This window comes from Aquaspirillum sp. (assembly GCF_055136605.1).
The window spans coordinates 1-15,001 of the sequence record NZ_JBSQVP010000011.1 but is presented as its reverse complement, the minus strand read 5'-3'; the positions used below and the strand labels follow the sequence as shown (position 1 = coordinate 15,001).

The window sequence follows — 15,001 nt, the reverse complement described above, 5'->3', positions numbered from 1 at the left end:
TCCCGCTTACTACGGGGGTGATTCCCCTGTAACAACCCGTACCCGTGTCGCACGGGTACGGTGTTGCTGTTCTTATGTGCGATATTTAAGGAAATCTCCTGATGAGTGAATCTCAAGTGAACAAGGTGGTCTTGGCTTACTCCGGTGGGTTAGATACCTCGGTCATCCTCAAATGGTTACAAGACACCTATCAATGTGAAGTGGTGACTTTCACCGCCGACCTCGGCCAAGGTGAAGAACTGGAACCCGCTCGTAAAAAAGCGTTGCAATTCGGTATCAAGCCAGAAAATATCTTTATCGATGATTTGCGTGAAGAATTTGTCCGCGATTTCGTGTTCCCCATGTTCCGTGCTAACACCATTTATGAAGGTGAATACTTGCTCGGCACATCGATTGCACGGCCATTGATCGCCAAACGGCAAATTGAAATTGCACGCGCCACAGGTGCCGATGCGGTCTCGCATGGCGCAACCGGCAAAGGTAACGACCAAGTTCGCTTTGAATTGGGTTACTACGCTTTGATGCCGGGTGTCAAAGTGATTGCACCATGGCGCGAGTGGGATTTGCTGTCGCGTGAGAAATTACTCGCCTATGCAGAAAAAGCCGGCATTCCAATCGACATGAAACACAAGCAGGGCGGTTCGCCTTACTCGATGGATGCCAACTTATTGCATATTTCCTTCGAAGGCCGTCATCTGGAAAATCCAGCCGCAGAAGCCGAAGAAGATATGTGGCGTTGGACTGTTAGCCCAGAAGCAGCTCCCGATGCCGCTGAATACATCGACCTTGAATTTGCTAAAGGTGATTTGGTTGCTATCAACGGGGTAGCGATGGCCGCACATGAATTGCTGGCGAAGCTGAACGAGCTGGGCGGCAAACATGGTATCGGGCGTCTGGACTTGGTGGAAAACCGCTATGTCGGTATGAAATCGCGTGGTTGTTATGAAACCCCGGGCGGCACCATCTTGTTGCGTGCTCACCGTGCGATTGAATCGATCACCCTCGACCGCGAAGTGGCACACTTGAAAGATGATCTGATGCCACGCTATGCCAGCCTGATTTATAACGGCTACTGGTGGAGCCCAGAGCGTCAGGCACTCCAAGCGCTGATCGATCATACACAACAAACCGTCAACGGTTGGGTTCGCCTGAAATTGTATAAGGGCAATGTGATTGTGGTTGGCCGCGATTCGAAAACCGATTCGCTGTTTGATCCGACTATCGCAACTTTTGAAGATGACCAAGGCGCCTACAACCAAAAAGACGCTCATGGCTTCATCCGCTTAAATGCGTTGCGGATGCGCATTGCTGCGAATGCCGCTAATAAGCGTAGCTAAGCGGTTTTAGCGAAAAAACCGTTTTTTTCAGGCCGCAGACAAAGCTCTCAAGCATTTGAGAGCTTTGTTTTTTTATCAAGTTAAAAACTTGTCGTGCAAAATTCAAATAGCCACAGCAATTCACTTGTCCCCGACTTTTTTGCGTAGGAGAATTTCAACACCGCGTCATGAGACACGGCGATCTCCACACACAACAAGGATCTGGGTATGGGTACTTATAACATTGTTGATACAGGTCAGACCCAGTTTTATGGGTTGACCAACACCGTGTCGACGCGTACAGAAGGACAGGCCTTTTACGGCCAAGATGCCAACTATGTGGGTTTGCAGCCTGCGTACCAAGACAATGGCGATGGCACAGTATCTGATCTGAATACGGGTTTAATGTGGCAAAAAACCGTAGCCAGTCAAGAAATGACATGGCAACAAGCATTGAGCTATGCTGACAGTGCCATCATCGCAGGGAAAAGCGACTGGCGCCTACCGACGATCAAAGAACTTTATTCTCTCATTCAATTCACCGGTAACACCGCGCAAACTGCTGCGGCATCAACACCTTATATCAACACCTCTTATTTTAATTTCAGTTACGGTGACACCTCGAGCGGCGAACGTTTCATTGATGCACAAGAATGGTCATCAACGGCGTATGTCAGCACGACTATGAATGGCGACCCAACGGCTTTTGGCGTGAATTTCGCTGATGGGCGGATCAAGGGCTACCCTATTTCAATCGGTAACACCACCAATACCTTGGATGTTCGTTTGGTGCGAGGCAATCCGGACTATGGCAAAAATCAGTTTGTTGACAATGGTGATGGTACCATCACAGACAAAGCCACTGGTTTGATGTGGTTAAAGAATGACAGTGCCACACCCATGACGTGGGAAAAAGCCCTTGCTTATGCCGAGTCAATGAACACTGCGGGACATAGCGATTGGCGTTTACCGAATGCGAAAGAGTTACAAAGTTTGGTTGATTATTCGCGTTCTCCTGATACAACAGCCAGTGCTGCGATCGATCCTATTTTTCAAACCACCAATATAGGCACAACACAAAAGCCAGAATATGGTTTCTATTGGACAGGCACCTCTCATGTTGAGGGAGGCACCGGCGATTACGCTGTTTATATTGCCTTTGGCAGAGCGTTGGGATGGATGCAGAAAAATGGTCAATACACTTTAATGGATGTGCATGGTGCAGGCTCACAACGCAGTGATCCCAAAAGTGGCTCCGCCAGTGATTACCCCTATGGCTACGGTCCACAGGGCGATGTGATTCGTATTGATAATATGGTTCGCTTGGTTCGCGATGTAGGCACGGATAACAGCACATTCGTTGGCACTTCTGGCAATGATCAAGGCTATCTCTCGCTTTCCAATGGAATGACGATTGATGCTGGAGCGGGCGTGGATCAGCTGAAAATATCGGCAGCCTTTTCCGATGTGTCATTGGCAAAACAAGCAGGATCGTTATTGATTACCCGTTTGGCTGATGGTGCGAAGGTGACGGTGCGAAATGGTGAAATTTTAGATTTTGACCAAGGCAAAGATGTTTTTTTCGCACATAACGCAGTTGAAGGTATTGTGGCACGATTATTCCATACGTTTTTGAATCGAGATGTTTCTATTAGCGAATGGCCTTTGGTACAGGAGGCGGTGAATGCTTGGTTTGCAGGGCGTTTATCTTCCGAAGCGATTTTGTCATGGTTTCACGCAGGCAATACGGCTTTAATGGCCTTAGGAAATGAACAATATATTCAGGCTGTGTACGCTCACACATTAAATCGCGCAGCCAGCAGTGCCGAACTTTCCGTTGGATTAGCGGCTTTACAAGGAGGCGGCAGTGCTGCTCGAGATGCATTGGCAGTTCAATTGGCCAGCAGTGATGAGGCCATCACCACAATTGGTACGGTGATGGTGTTCGATGGTTGGGTATGATAGCGATAGAAAAAAAGCAAAAACGGCCTGTTTAGGGCCGTTTTTTTGTTATCTAAAAAATTAAGCTTGGCTTTGCAGATAATTTTGCAAACCAATCTGTTTAATCAGATTCAGCTGTTGTTCCAACCAATGCGCGTGGTCTTCTTCAGTATCGCGCAACAGATCTAACAACATATCGCGGGTGATGTAGTCTTGTTGTTTTTCACAACAGGCCATCGCTTCACGCAACGTGGTAACCACTTCATATTCCACTTCTAAGTCACGCGCTAACATCGATGGCACATCATGGCCGACTTTGACCTCCAGCGGTTTCATCGCCGGTACACCACCAAGGAACAAAATTCGGGCAATCAGCCGATCTGCATGTTCGGTTTCTTCTTGCGTTTCGTGCCAGATACGCTCATACAGCTTGCTAAAACCCCAATTTTCATACATGCGGGCATGCAGAAAATACTGATCCCGCGCCATCAATTCCCCGGCCAACAGATCGTTTAAGTGTTGGATGACTTCTGGATGACCTTGCATCACACTGCTCCTAAAAAATAATTACTCGGCGGAACGCGGTTTGCGGTTACTGCCCGCTACCATCTTATATTCGAATAAACGACATTCTAGAGCACCGTTGAACAAGGGAGTGCGCTTGGATGCAGATAAACGTACCCCTTTCGCCAATTGCGGATCGGCGCTCAGGAAATAAGCACGCCAACCGGCTAAGGCACGTTTCATCCACGCCCCTAATTCAGGATAAAATGCCGCTAAATGTTCTTGTTCATCCAAGCGTACACCATACGGTGGATTACACACTAAAATCCCCTCTGCCGTTGGTGCCGACATCTCTAAAATATCACCAAGCTGCAAAGCAACCGCACCGTTTAGACCACAGGCGGTTAAATTTTCTTGGGCTGCAGCAAGCGCATAGCGATCTCCATCGCTGCCATAAATTGGCAATGTTTTTACCGGCAGCTCAGCCGCTTGCGCCTGTTGTTTTTCACGCTGCCACGCTTGGGCATCGAAACCCGGGAATTGTTCAAAAGCAAAGGTACGACCACGACCAGGCGCACGGTTGAGGGCAATATGTGCCGCTTCAACTAAGAAAGTCCCACTTCCACACATCGGGTCATATAATGTCTGTTCTGGTGTCCACCCTGTTAACGCCAAAATGCCAGCGGCTAAATTTTCTCGCAAAGGTGCTTCGCGGGTGCTTTGTCGCCAACCGCGTTTGAACAACGCCTCGCCGGAGGTGTCGAGATATAACGTGGCGTATTTAGCATCGAGGAAAACATGAATCCGGCGATGTGGTTGCGCGGTATCAACCGAAGGACGTTGTCCACCGGTACGTTCGCGAAAGACATCACAGATGGCGTCTTTCACTTTAAGACTGACAAAATCCAAACTTGGCAGTGGGCTTTTGATGGCATCAGTTTTGACTTTGAACGTGTCAGCGATGGAGAAGAACAGTGTCCAATCCACCCCCCGCGCCAGCCGATAGACATCATTTTCATTGCGGTAGGGCGCATGCGCCAACCGCAACAACACGCGACTGGCAACACGCGAATGTAGATTGACACGCCGCATCAAGGAAAATGCCCCGCTAAAGGCGACACCGCCATCTCGTGCAACAATCTGGTTTGCACCCAAGGTATGCAATTCTTGAGTCAAGACCGGCTCTAAACCACGAGGACAAGGCGCGAAAAACTGTTCAGTCAACATAAACTTTGCTTAAAAAAAAGAAACTTTCTCTATTGTACCTGTCTTGTCGTTCCCTCTATAAGAATATGCCTATCTCTTCCAAACAATTTGCCAAACAGCTGATAACATGGCAGAAAATTCATGGTCGTCATCATTTACCGTGGCAAGTTTCAGATGCCTACGCGGTATGGGTGTCGGAAATTATGTTGCAGCAAACTCAAGTCAGCACCGTCTTGAACTACTATCCGCGTTTTATGGCGCGGTTTCCTACTGTCACGGCTTTAGCCAGTGCTGATATTGATGATGTGCTCAGCTTGTGGAGTGGCTTGGGTTATTACAGCCGCGCACGCAATCTTCACCGTGCAGCACAATACATCGCGACACACTATGGCGGCCAATTTCCACAACACGCAGCGCTGTTAGCCGAACTCCCGGGCATCGGTCGCTCAACCGCTGCCGCCATTGCTGCTTTTGCCTTTGGCCAACGTGAGGCTATTCTCGATGGCAATGTGCGCCGAGTATTCACCCGTGTCTTCGCGATTGAGGGTTGGCCGGGGAATAAAGCGATTGAGCAACAGCTATGGCAGTTGGCCGAGTCGCTGTTACCGGATGCGGCCGAGATTCAACCCTATACGCAAGGGTTAATGGACCTTGGCAGTTTAGTCTGCCGCCGTGGTCAGCCGGATTGTGGCAGTTGTCCTTTTGCTCAAGATTGTTTAGCCAATCAACAGGGCAGACAGCGCCAGCTACCCACCCCACGGCCAAAACGAGAGATACCACAACGCGAGGTAAAGTGGTTATTGCTCTACGACACCGAGGGTCGTGTCTTTTTAGAAAAGCGCCCACCAACTGGAATTTGGGGCGGACTGTGGAGTTTGCCGGAATGGACAGCAGAACACACATCGCTAGCGCAACGGTTGCAGGAATTAGCCGTGATCGCGGAAAACGCCGCCGAAGCACCAGCGCCTTTACATGCTGTCACGCATCAGTTTACCCATTTTCATTTAACCGCTTACCCATATCCGCTTGCCGTTCGTACCCAAGCAGAGTGTCGCGAATCCGCATCCTGTTGGGTTAACGCAGCAGAATTAGCGCATATCGGCCTTGCCGCCCCAGTACGACGTTTATTAGAGACATGGATGTCGTCTCTATTTTGATGAAAAAGAATTTAGGAAAAAATCGCCATGGTTTCTGTTACCCGCCCATTGGTGGATTCTCTTGCTCATGCAGCTAACCCAGACCGTTGGTTAGCAGGTTTAATCAGTGGGTTGCCACCGGAAGGGGCCAGCCTTGTCGAACGGGCTTTCCACACTGCACGAGAACACTACGGTGATGACACATTGCCGCCGGTTGGCGAACGTCTGTTCACCCATGCGGTTGCCGCCGCCGCCATCGTCGCGGATATGGAATTACTCGCCGATGCCATTGCGGCCACCTTGCTGTTTGCCATGCCTGATTACCGTGGTGATTATGTTGATTGGCTGAAGAAACACTTTACCCCCACTGTGGCAGAGCTGGTGCAAGGGGTAAGCCGGATGCGACGGATTACGCTGTTGGCTTCGCAAGACCGTGAAGAAACGCCAGAAGCGCGGGCACAACAAGCAGAAACCATGCGTAAGATGTTGCTGGCGATGGTGGCGGATATTCGGATTGTGCTGATCAAATTGGCATGGCGTACCCAAACCATGCATTTCTTATCCCGTGTGCCCCAAGAATCTGAACGACGGCGCATTGCACAAGAAACGATGGATTTGTTTGCACCACTCGCCAATCGGTTAGGGGTATGGCAGGTGAAGTGGGAGTTAGAAGATCTTGCTTTCCGCTATCTGCAACCGGACAGTTATAAAAAAATCGCCCGTTTGCTGGATGAACGGCGGGTGGAACGGATTGATTATATCGAGCGAGTCTTAAACGACCTGCGGCGAGAACTGGCTCACGCCCATATCGAAGCCGATGTGACAGGTCGGCCCAAGCATATTTATTCCATCTGGAAAAAAATGCGCAAAAAGAACCTCGACTTTTCCGAGTTGTACGATATTCGGGCAGTACGGGTGTTGGTGCACAGTTTGAAAGATTGCTACACGGTCTTGGGCTTAGTTCACAGCATGTGGCATCCGATTCCGGGCGAATTTGATGACTATGTTTCCAACCCAAAACCGAATGACTACAAAAGCCTGCATACAGCGGTGGTCGGGCCAGAGGATAAAGTGCTCGAGGTACAAATCCGCACGTTTGAAATGCACGAACATGCCGAATATGGTGTGGCGGCGCATTGGCGTTATAAAGAAGGCGGACAAGGCGACAGTCAATACGAAGCCAAAATTGCTTGGTTACGGCAATTATTAGAATGGCGTGAAGAAGTCAGCGACCGCACCGCGCTGAGCAGCGAATTTCAGACGGCACTGTTCTCCGACACCATTTATGTCCTGACGCCGGCTGGTAAGGTTATTTCCTTGCCGCAGGGCGCCACCCCGCTGGATTTTGCCTATTCACTCCACACTGATTTAGGCCATCGTTGCCGAGGGGCGAAAATTGATGGGCAAATTGTGCCGCTGTCTACACCGTTGGAGAACGGCCAACGGGTTGAAATTTTGGCGGCAAAAGAAGGCGGCCCTTCATTAGATTGGCTGCATGATGGTTGGGTGAAAACCCACCGCGCCATCAGCAAAATCCGGCAGTGGATTCGGCAACAAAATGTTGATGTCGCTATTGAGGCTGGACGACAGGTATTTGAGAAAGAAATCCAGCGTTTAAGCGTACAACCGAATTTGGAGCAGTTGAGTGAAAAATTAGATTTTCACAAGATTGAAGACGTCTATGCGGCACTGGGGCATGGTGAACTCACGCTTAAGGCCTTGGCACAGGCGATTCACAGCATTCATCCGCCACCACCCGCGCCAGATCTGGATCCAAATTCATTGATTCGCGCCAGTCGTGGCAGCTTTGATAGCCAAGGGGTGTTAATTGAGGGGGTCAATAATTTGATGACTGTATTGGCGAAATGCTGCAAGCCAGCACCGCCCGATGCAGTGGTCGGTTTTGTGACCCGAGGACGAGGGATTTCGATTCATCGCACCAACTGTCTGACCCTGAAACGACTCTCTGCAAATGCACCAGAGCGTTTAATTCATGCTGCGTGGGGGAAACAAGAACGCAGTGTGTTCCCTATCGATATCGAAGTATTAGCGCGGGATCGCAATGGTTTGCTGCGAGATATTTCCGATATCTTTAGCCGTGAAAAACTCAACGTCACCGCGGTCAACACCCAAAGCCGCGATCTCAAAGCATCGATGCGCTTTACCGTTGAGGTGCGTAATGTCAGTGAGCTTTATCGCGTATTGGCACGGATTACCGATGTCTCAGGCGTCCAAGAAGCACGCCGGCTTTAATCGGTTGCAGACGCTACCTATTGGGGTAGCGTCTGGCTCAACCACCACCCAGCGATTCAAACCACTCTCTGATTAAAACAGTGCCGCCACCACCCGCCGATCTTCATCGGCCAAAATATTAAATGTGCGGCAAGCCGCCTGTGTGGTCATCACTTCAACCCCCACCCCAGCCGCCAACAACGCCGCCGTCAATCGGGGATGAGGAAATTTTTGCCCTGTTCCAGTCCCCAGCAAGAGCACCTCAGGCTCCCACGCTAATAGCGCCTCAAAATCACTGGCCTGCAAAGCAGCAAAATCCGCCACTTGCCATGTTTCTAATCGTTCTGCACTGACCAACAACGGTGGGGTGTATTCCTGTTTGTTGATACTGACGCTGGTTTCTGAATAGGCCGTAAAGCGGTTTTGATTGAGGTTTTGGTTAAGGTGCAATTTCATAGCAGAGACATCCCAAAAAATTCAAGACAAGTACCAGTGTGCTGCCAACAACAGCGATGTAGCAGAAATGGGGGGATGGGGTGCATTTAGCAAGGAAACGATTTGTCTCACAAAACTGACACGGCAAATGGCAATTTGCAGATTTTTATCAAAAAATCCAGATAAATCATATATTATCTTGAAAAGTTTTTGTTCTATTATCAAAACTCTCTTTTGACATTGATTTCGCCGAAAAGCCTTTGCCACATGCCTACGTCAACCTATTCACATGCTGCTGCCTTACTGAGCCTACTCGATGCACAACCGCTACCCTCGTTTGTTGCCGATCGAGAGGGACACTATCGCTATGTGAACCGTGCATGGCAAAAATTATTTCGCTTGGAAGATTCGTATGCCCTCGGCCACGCTTGGCTCGATCGAGTGGTACCAGAAGAGTTAGCCACCGTCTTAACCGCTTGGTTAGATGCGCTCAAACATGGCATCCATTTTGAATGTCGCTGCCGTATCAATATCAGCGAAAGCAAAAGCCGTTCGATTCTGATTCGAGCATGGTATGTGCCAGAAAGTGATCTGTATAGCGGGATTGTCGAAGCAGGCGAGGTCAGTTTTTTAACCGAACCGGTATCGTATTTGGCCTTGGCGAAAACCACGCCAGACACAGCCATCATTATCGGCAATAAGGTGCACCAGCAGCACGAACGCAGTCTGAATCACCTCACCGAACGCAGTGCGCGCAATTTAAAAGCAGTGATCGAGGCTTTACCCGTCGCCACCGGCATTTACACGCCAGAAGGCGATGTGCTGTACCTTAACCCCGCGTTTTCCGAGCTTTTTGGTTATACACAAGACGATATCCCAACCTTAGAAAAATGGTGGGAACAAGCCTATCCCGATCCGGTTTATCGCGAGTGGGTCATTGAATCGCGCCAAGTGCGGCAAGATGACCACATTGTCTATCCGATTTTAGAGCGCCGTATTCGTTGCAAAAATGGTGATGTCAAAATCGCTATCGTCAAACGGGCGCCATTAGCGTTAGAGCGTGGCAATGCTTTTTTGGTCACGATGTTGGATGTGACGCATCAATTTATCCAACAACAAGCCTTGGTTGAGCGTGAACAGAGCTATCGGCAATTATTCGACCATGCCGAGCTGTCGATTTGGAATCAGGACATGCGCCCGCTGTTTTTGCATTTGCAACAGCTAAAAATGCAAGGCATTACAGATCTTGAGCAATATCTCGATCAAAACCCGGGCATGATGTTCTCGCTGATGAGCCTGATTAAAGTCATTGACGTCAATCCCGCCACAGTCCGTTTATTTGGCGGCAGCCAACGCGAAGATTTTCTGCTACATGGTTTTAACCATTTGTTTGGCCGTGGCTGTATCACCAAAATCCGCGAAGAATTGCTGGCGTTTTGGCGTGGCGATAAAATTTTCCGGGCTGAAGTTGAGTTAAAAACGCTACAAGGCAAACGTATCTACGCCATTATTTCTTTTCCGATTCCTCAAGATGTCGAAACGGCAAAAGTGGTGCCTGTCAGCTTGCAAGACATCAGTGACCTTGCGCTCTTAGAAGCCGACCTGAAAGCCGTCTCACAAATTCAAAGCACTTTTATCAGTTCTTCCACACAAGATACGTTTCAAACCATCTTGCAACAGGTGTTACAACTGACCGAGAGTGAGTACGGCTTTGTTGGTGAGGTGTTATACGACACACAACAAAAACCCTATGTCCGCATCCATGCCCTGAGCGATATTTCATGGGATGAAGCCTCACGAGCGATTTACCAAACCAGCCGCAATGGCGGCATGGAGTTTCATCAGCTAGATGCTTTGTTTAGCGTGTCATTGTTAAGCAAAAGTGTCACGATTTCCAACGATCCCGCCAACGACCCGCGTAGCAAAGGCCTGCCCCCAGGGCATCGGCCATTACATAGCTTTATGTCGGTTCCGGTCATCCGAGGCGAAGAAATGATCGGCCTGATCGGGGTAGCAAACCGAGAGGGAGGTTATGATCTTTCTCTGGCCAATACCCTACAGCCGGTGTTAGTCACCTATGGCCAAGTAATCAATGCGATTCGCACCCGTGAAGCCTATCAAAATACCCGTGAGGCGCTACAGCAGGCAGAAGAACGCTGGAAATTTGCGATTGAAGGCGCTGGACACGGGGTATGGGATTGGGATTTGCTCAGCAATGTAGTGACCTATTCCGAGACATGGTGTCGTTTACTCGGCTATCAAAAAAGCGAACTTTACGAAAGCGCAAACGAAAGTATTGTGCGCGTTCACCCTGATGATCGGCAACGCGCTTATGTCGAAGTGCAACGCCATTTGCGTGGTGAAACAGATATTTGTGTCGTGGAATATCGCTTGCGTTGTCAGGATGGCAGTTATAAGTGGATTGCCGGCCGAGGCATGATTATTTCACGCGATGCCCAAGGCCGCCCCTTGCGTATGATCGGCACCCATACCGATATCAGCCGCAGCAAAGCCACTGAACAAGCCCTGCTTGCCAATCAGATGCGGCTGTCGAGTATGATCGAAACAGCGATGGACGCGATTATTACCGTCGATAGTGCATTTAATATCATCGTTTTCAACCCTGCGGCTGAAGATATGTTCGGGTATCGTGCCGAAGATATGCTGGGTTATCCGCTTGATCGGTTAATTCCCATCACCAAAGCCCCCAACCATCAGTTTTTAATGCAGCAATTTGCTGCCGAGGGGGGCTCACCACGCCGGATGCGCGGCCGCCCAGGACGGCAAGTAATGGGTTTCCGCTCAGATGGTTCGACCTTCCCGATTGAAGTCTCGGTTTCCTATTCAGATAACTACGGGCAACCGATTTACACTGCGATGGTGCGCGACATTACTGAACGGCGGGCAGCCGAAGAAGAAATGAAGCGTTTTGCTATCCAACTCGAACAACGGGTGATTGAACGCACACGGCAATTAGAAGAAGCACGCGAACAGGCAGAAAGCGCTAATCGAGCCAAGAGCGCGTTTTTAGCCAATATGAGCCATGAAATCCGCACGCCACTCAACAGTGTGTTGGGCATGGCACATCTTGCCTTACAAACCCCATTAGAACCCAAACAACGCGACTATCTCCAAAAAATCACCCTATCTGGTACCCACCTTTTAGGGTTGATTAACGACATCCTGGATTTCTCTAAAATCGAGGCGGGCAAACTAGAAATTGAACAGCAACCGTTTGATCTGTATGTGTTGTTGGAAAATTTATCCAGTTTTGTCAGCCAAAAAGCAGCGGAAAAACAACTGCTCCTGAAAATCGAACAGCAAGCCTGTTTACCGCGTTATTTGCGGGGAGATGCCCTGCGGCTGCGGCAGGTGTTGCTCAATTTAATGAGCAATGCCATTAAATTTACTGAACAAGGCAGTGTCTGTTTGGCAGTTTCGATGGCAGAAGATCTTGAACAACAAGTGCGTTTGTTATTCGAGGTCAAAGACACTGGGATTGGTATGCCAGAAAGCACTTTGTTGAGTTTGTTTCAGTCTTTCCATCAAGCCGATAGTTCGATTTCACGCCGTTATGGTGGGACAGGTTTAGGGCTGGCAATCAGTCATCAGTTGGTGCAGTTGATGGGGGGAGAGTTACAAGTTCACAGCGAATTTGGTCACGGCAGCACATTCTCGTTTTCTTTAGTCTTTACCACAGTCAGCGATGCCCTGTATTGCACTGAAAGCAATCGCCATTTGGAACAGCATGAGGCATACACCCCCGTTTTACATGGCAAAAAAGTTTTACTAGCAGATGACCATCCCTTTAACCAACAAGTCGCCGCGGAAATTCTCGAACAAGTTGGGATTGAAGTGGTGATTGCCGATCACGGTAAACATGCTGTGATGTTAACTTCACAACATACTTTTGACTTGATTTTGATGGATATGCAGATGCCAGAGATGGATGGTATTTCTGCGACCGAGTATTTGCGGCAAAACCGTGCTTTAGACCATGTCCCCATTTTGGCAATGACCGCGAATGTCTCGGTCGAAGATCGACAGCAATGCTATAAAGCGGGCATGAACGATTTTATTGGCAAGCCTATCCAACCTGATTTGCTGTATCGGACTTTGGTTTATTGGTTTACCCATCCCATCACCACCCCGCCACAACCCGCTATGGTCGCCACAACAGCCACGCAATCAAGCTGTCCGAGTCCAGAAAAGCAGTGGATAGACCATGAGATTTTGCATACTATGTTGGGTGATAACAGTGAACGACATAAAAAATACATTGCTAAATTTACCCTCGCCATGAATGACGGCCTTGTTGAGTTAACCGCGGCATGTGCTGCACAAGACTTAATGCAGATGGCTAAAATCTGTCACCGACTCAAATCGATTGCGAACACAGTTGGTGCGGTGGTGCTTGGGCAGACCTTACAAGAGATGGAAACCGCTGCCCTCGCTAATCATCACGAGGCTTACAGCCAATTAGCCCTCATCGAGGCCCATTTCCAACACAGCCAACACGCGCTTAACAACAGGGTATAAATTAGCCCCAATTGGAGAATAACAGCATGCTATCTTTTGACTCCTGTGGCGATCGCCCCCTAGTCATGATTGTGGATGATGATGAATTTATGCTGGAATTCATCAGCGATACCCTCAGTGAAGAATACCAAGTCATTAGCTTAGACAATGGTTTACAGCTGTTAGCGCAAGCACAAATCCACCGACCCCAGCTGATTTTGGCCGATGTGCAAATGCCGGATATCGATGGCTACACCTTGTGTCAACGCATCAAGCAAGATCCGGCGCTGGCAGAGATTCCAGTTTTATTTCTGTCGGCGCTAGACAGTCTTGAAGATCGCCTGCGTGGGTTTGAAGTCGGGGCGGAAGACTTCGTCAATAAGCCGATCAATCCCAAAATGTTGCTGAGTAAAGTGGCTAAGGTATTGGAGCTGGCCGAAGAACGCCAACAACTCAAGAGCCAAGCTCAATGGGCCACCAACACCGCCATGCTGGCAATGACCAGCATGAGCGAAACCGGTATGTTGTTGGAGATTCTCAAGCAGTTGAACGAATGCACAAGTATTCAAACGCTGGCAACAAATACCCTTGATTCAATCCGCTTGTTTGAATTAGAAGGCGTGGTACAACTGTTATATGGTGATAATCAACGACTGACACTTAACCATCGCGGCCCAGCCACCGCCCTCGAAATTTCGGTGTTACAGCACATCATCAGCATGGACCGCATTATCCAATTCAAAAATCGGTTGTCCATCAACTATCCTCATGTGCAATTGATTGTGAACAATCTACCGATTGAGGATGAAGAACGCTGTGGGCGGCTACGCGATCACCTTGCCACGTTAGTACAAGCCGTTGAAGTGCGGTTACAAGCCCTATATGACCAACAGCTGGCACAACAACGGGGCAATCTCATCCACCAAACCTTGGGCTCACTTGGCCAAATGCTGCACGACATTGATCGTCAACAACGCGATCACCAAGTCAACACGATGGCATTATTAGACACTTTACTTCACCGCGTTGAAGGGGCTTTAGTCGGTTTACAACTCACCGAGCGTCAAGAAACGGCGTTAGTGAATCTGGTACGCGACAGTTTTGAAGAACTCTCCGAAGCGTACCAAGCCAATTACGCACTGCAAAACCGTCTCGGCGAAGTCATTCATCAACTTGAAATGGTGAAATCTAATTAGCATCGTCTATTTTGGTGTGCGGGTCCCTAACACAGCGCCACCGACAATCAACACAATCGCCGCCAACGCATAACCATCTAAAAGAGGATATCCTTTGCGAGAAAAATACATGGCAATACCGCATGAGCCAGACAGCGTTGGAGTTGATACCACCGCATTCGATGTAGGTGTGAAAGTGGACAAGCCTGCGCCCACTGCAACTGCGATAGCCAAAGAAGACAAGTAAAAGGGTAGTTTGAATTGCACGTTAGATCCTTGGGTTGAAATAAGCATTGTCATAGACAAGCTTCATTTATCAAAGCCCAAAAAATAGCTCATTTCAATCAGATATGTAAATAAATATGATATGCGATGGCTTCTGAATGAATGTATTACTGATAAACATTAGGCTGAATGAGGTCGCTGCAATAAGTGCATGTGAAAACTTAACTGGCGAGGCGATTAGTGGAAATGATTGACAGTTGAAATCTATATTGGATGTCGTTTGTTATGACTCTGTCTCTTATACACATCTCCG

10 protein-coding genes are annotated in these 15,001 nt (G+C 48.9%); 6 read left to right on the top strand and 4 right to left on the bottom strand.

From position 1 onward, the window contains the following. Positions 1 to 101: 101 nt before the first annotated feature. Together ACTBZS_RS03270 and ACTBZS_RS03265 are read left to right on the top strand one after the other, a co-directional pair. On the top strand, positions 102 to 1,337 hold the full coding sequence (locus ACTBZS_RS03270) for an argininosuccinate synthase (protein WP_460429417.1): 1,236 nt from the start codon (positions 102 to 104) through the stop codon (positions 1,335 to 1,337). 207 nt (positions 1,338 to 1,544) lie between these two features. Beyond that, entirely contained in the window at positions 1,545 to 3,278 is a 1,734-nt protein-coding gene (locus tag ACTBZS_RS03265) for an Lcl C-terminal domain-containing protein (RefSeq protein ID WP_463043263.1), read from the top strand. Positions 3,279 to 3,338: 60 nt separating this feature from the next. Here ACTBZS_RS03265 and bfr read toward each other — a convergent pair whose 3' ends face one another. Beyond that, entirely contained in the window at positions 3,339 to 3,803 is a 465-nt protein-coding gene (bfr, locus tag ACTBZS_RS03260; protein WP_022653039.1) for a bacterioferritin, read from the bottom strand. Positions 3,804 to 3,824: 21 nt separating this feature from the next. Then, the gene (locus ACTBZS_RS03255) at positions 3,825 to 4,988 is read right to left on the bottom strand and encodes a THUMP domain-containing class I SAM-dependent RNA methyltransferase (RefSeq protein WP_460429415.1); all 1,164 of its coding nucleotides are present in this window, start codon (positions 4,986 to 4,988) and stop codon (positions 3,825 to 3,827) included. Positions 4,989 to 5,053: 65 nt separating this feature from the next. On the opposite strand from ACTBZS_RS03255, the gene mutY reads away from it, so the two are divergent. Together mutY and ACTBZS_RS03245 are read left to right on the top strand one after the other, a co-directional pair. Further along, the gene (gene mutY, locus ACTBZS_RS03250) at positions 5,054 to 6,124 is read left to right on the top strand and encodes an A/G-specific adenine glycosylase (protein ID WP_463043262.1); all 1,071 of its coding nucleotides are present in this window, start codon (positions 5,054 to 5,056) and stop codon (positions 6,122 to 6,124) included. A 27-nt stretch (positions 6,125 to 6,151) separates the two neighbouring features. After that, a complete protein-coding gene (locus ACTBZS_RS03245) occupies positions 6,152 to 8,356 on the top strand; it encodes a RelA/SpoT family protein (RefSeq protein WP_463043261.1) in 2,205 nt (734 codons plus the stop codon). A gap of 72 nt (positions 8,357 to 8,428) precedes the next feature. On the opposite strand, the gene ACTBZS_RS03240 is transcribed toward ACTBZS_RS03245, so the two are convergent. Further along, positions 8,429 to 8,791 (bottom strand): Mth938-like domain-containing protein, encoded by a 363-nt coding sequence (locus ACTBZS_RS03240; RefSeq protein ID WP_463043260.1) that lies wholly within the window; start codon positions 8,789 to 8,791, stop codon positions 8,429 to 8,431. Positions 8,792 to 9,037: 246 nt separating this feature from the next. Here ACTBZS_RS03240 and ACTBZS_RS03235 point away from each other — a divergent pair, with 246 nt between their 5' ends. After that, entirely contained in the window at positions 9,038 to 13,309 is a 4,272-nt protein-coding gene (locus tag ACTBZS_RS03235; RefSeq protein WP_463043259.1) for a PAS domain S-box protein, read from the top strand. Positions 13,310 to 13,335: 26 nt separating this feature from the next. After that, positions 13,336 to 14,484, top strand: coding sequence for a response regulator (locus tag ACTBZS_RS03230; protein ID WP_463043258.1), 1,149 nt, complete (start codon positions 13,336 to 13,338; stop codon positions 14,482 to 14,484). A 6-nt stretch (positions 14,485 to 14,490) separates the two neighbouring features. Here ACTBZS_RS03230 and ACTBZS_RS03225 read toward each other — a convergent pair whose 3' ends face one another. Beyond that, positions 14,491 to 14,763, bottom strand: coding sequence for a hypothetical protein (locus ACTBZS_RS03225; RefSeq protein ID WP_463043257.1), 273 nt, complete (start codon positions 14,761 to 14,763; stop codon positions 14,491 to 14,493). Positions 14,764 to 15,001 lie beyond the last annotated feature (238 nt).

Bases quoted from the DNA above. Each gene is read 5' to 3' on its own strand.
- ACTBZS_RS03270 (WP_460429417.1), top strand. From the start codon at position 102: ATGAGTGAATCTCAAGTGAACAAGGTGGTCTTGGCTTACTCCGGTGGG.
- ACTBZS_RS03265 (WP_463043263.1), top strand. From the start codon at position 1,545: ATGGGTACTTATAACATTGTTGATACAGGTCAGACCCAGTTTTATGGG.
- bfr (WP_022653039.1), bottom strand. From the start codon at position 3,803: ATGCAAGGTCATCCAGAAGTCATCCAACACTTAAACGATCTGTTGGCC.
- ACTBZS_RS03255 (WP_460429415.1), bottom strand. From the start codon at position 4,988: ATGTTGACTGAACAGTTTTTCGCGCCTTGTCCTCGTGGTTTAGAGCCG.
- mutY (WP_463043262.1), top strand. From the start codon at position 5,054: ATGCCTATCTCTTCCAAACAATTTGCCAAACAGCTGATAACATGGCAG.
- ACTBZS_RS03245 (WP_463043261.1), top strand. From the start codon at position 6,152: ATGGTTTCTGTTACCCGCCCATTGGTGGATTCTCTTGCTCATGCAGCT.
- ACTBZS_RS03240 (WP_463043260.1), bottom strand. From the start codon at position 8,791: ATGAAATTGCACCTTAACCAAAACCTCAATCAAAACCGCTTTACGGCC.
- ACTBZS_RS03235 (WP_463043259.1), top strand. From the start codon at position 9,038: ATGCCTACGTCAACCTATTCACATGCTGCTGCCTTACTGAGCCTACTC.
- ACTBZS_RS03230 (WP_463043258.1), top strand. From the start codon at position 13,336: ATGCTATCTTTTGACTCCTGTGGCGATCGCCCCCTAGTCATGATTGTG.
- ACTBZS_RS03225 (WP_463043257.1), bottom strand. From the start codon at position 14,763: ATGACAATGCTTATTTCAACCCAAGGATCTAACGTGCAATTCAAACTA.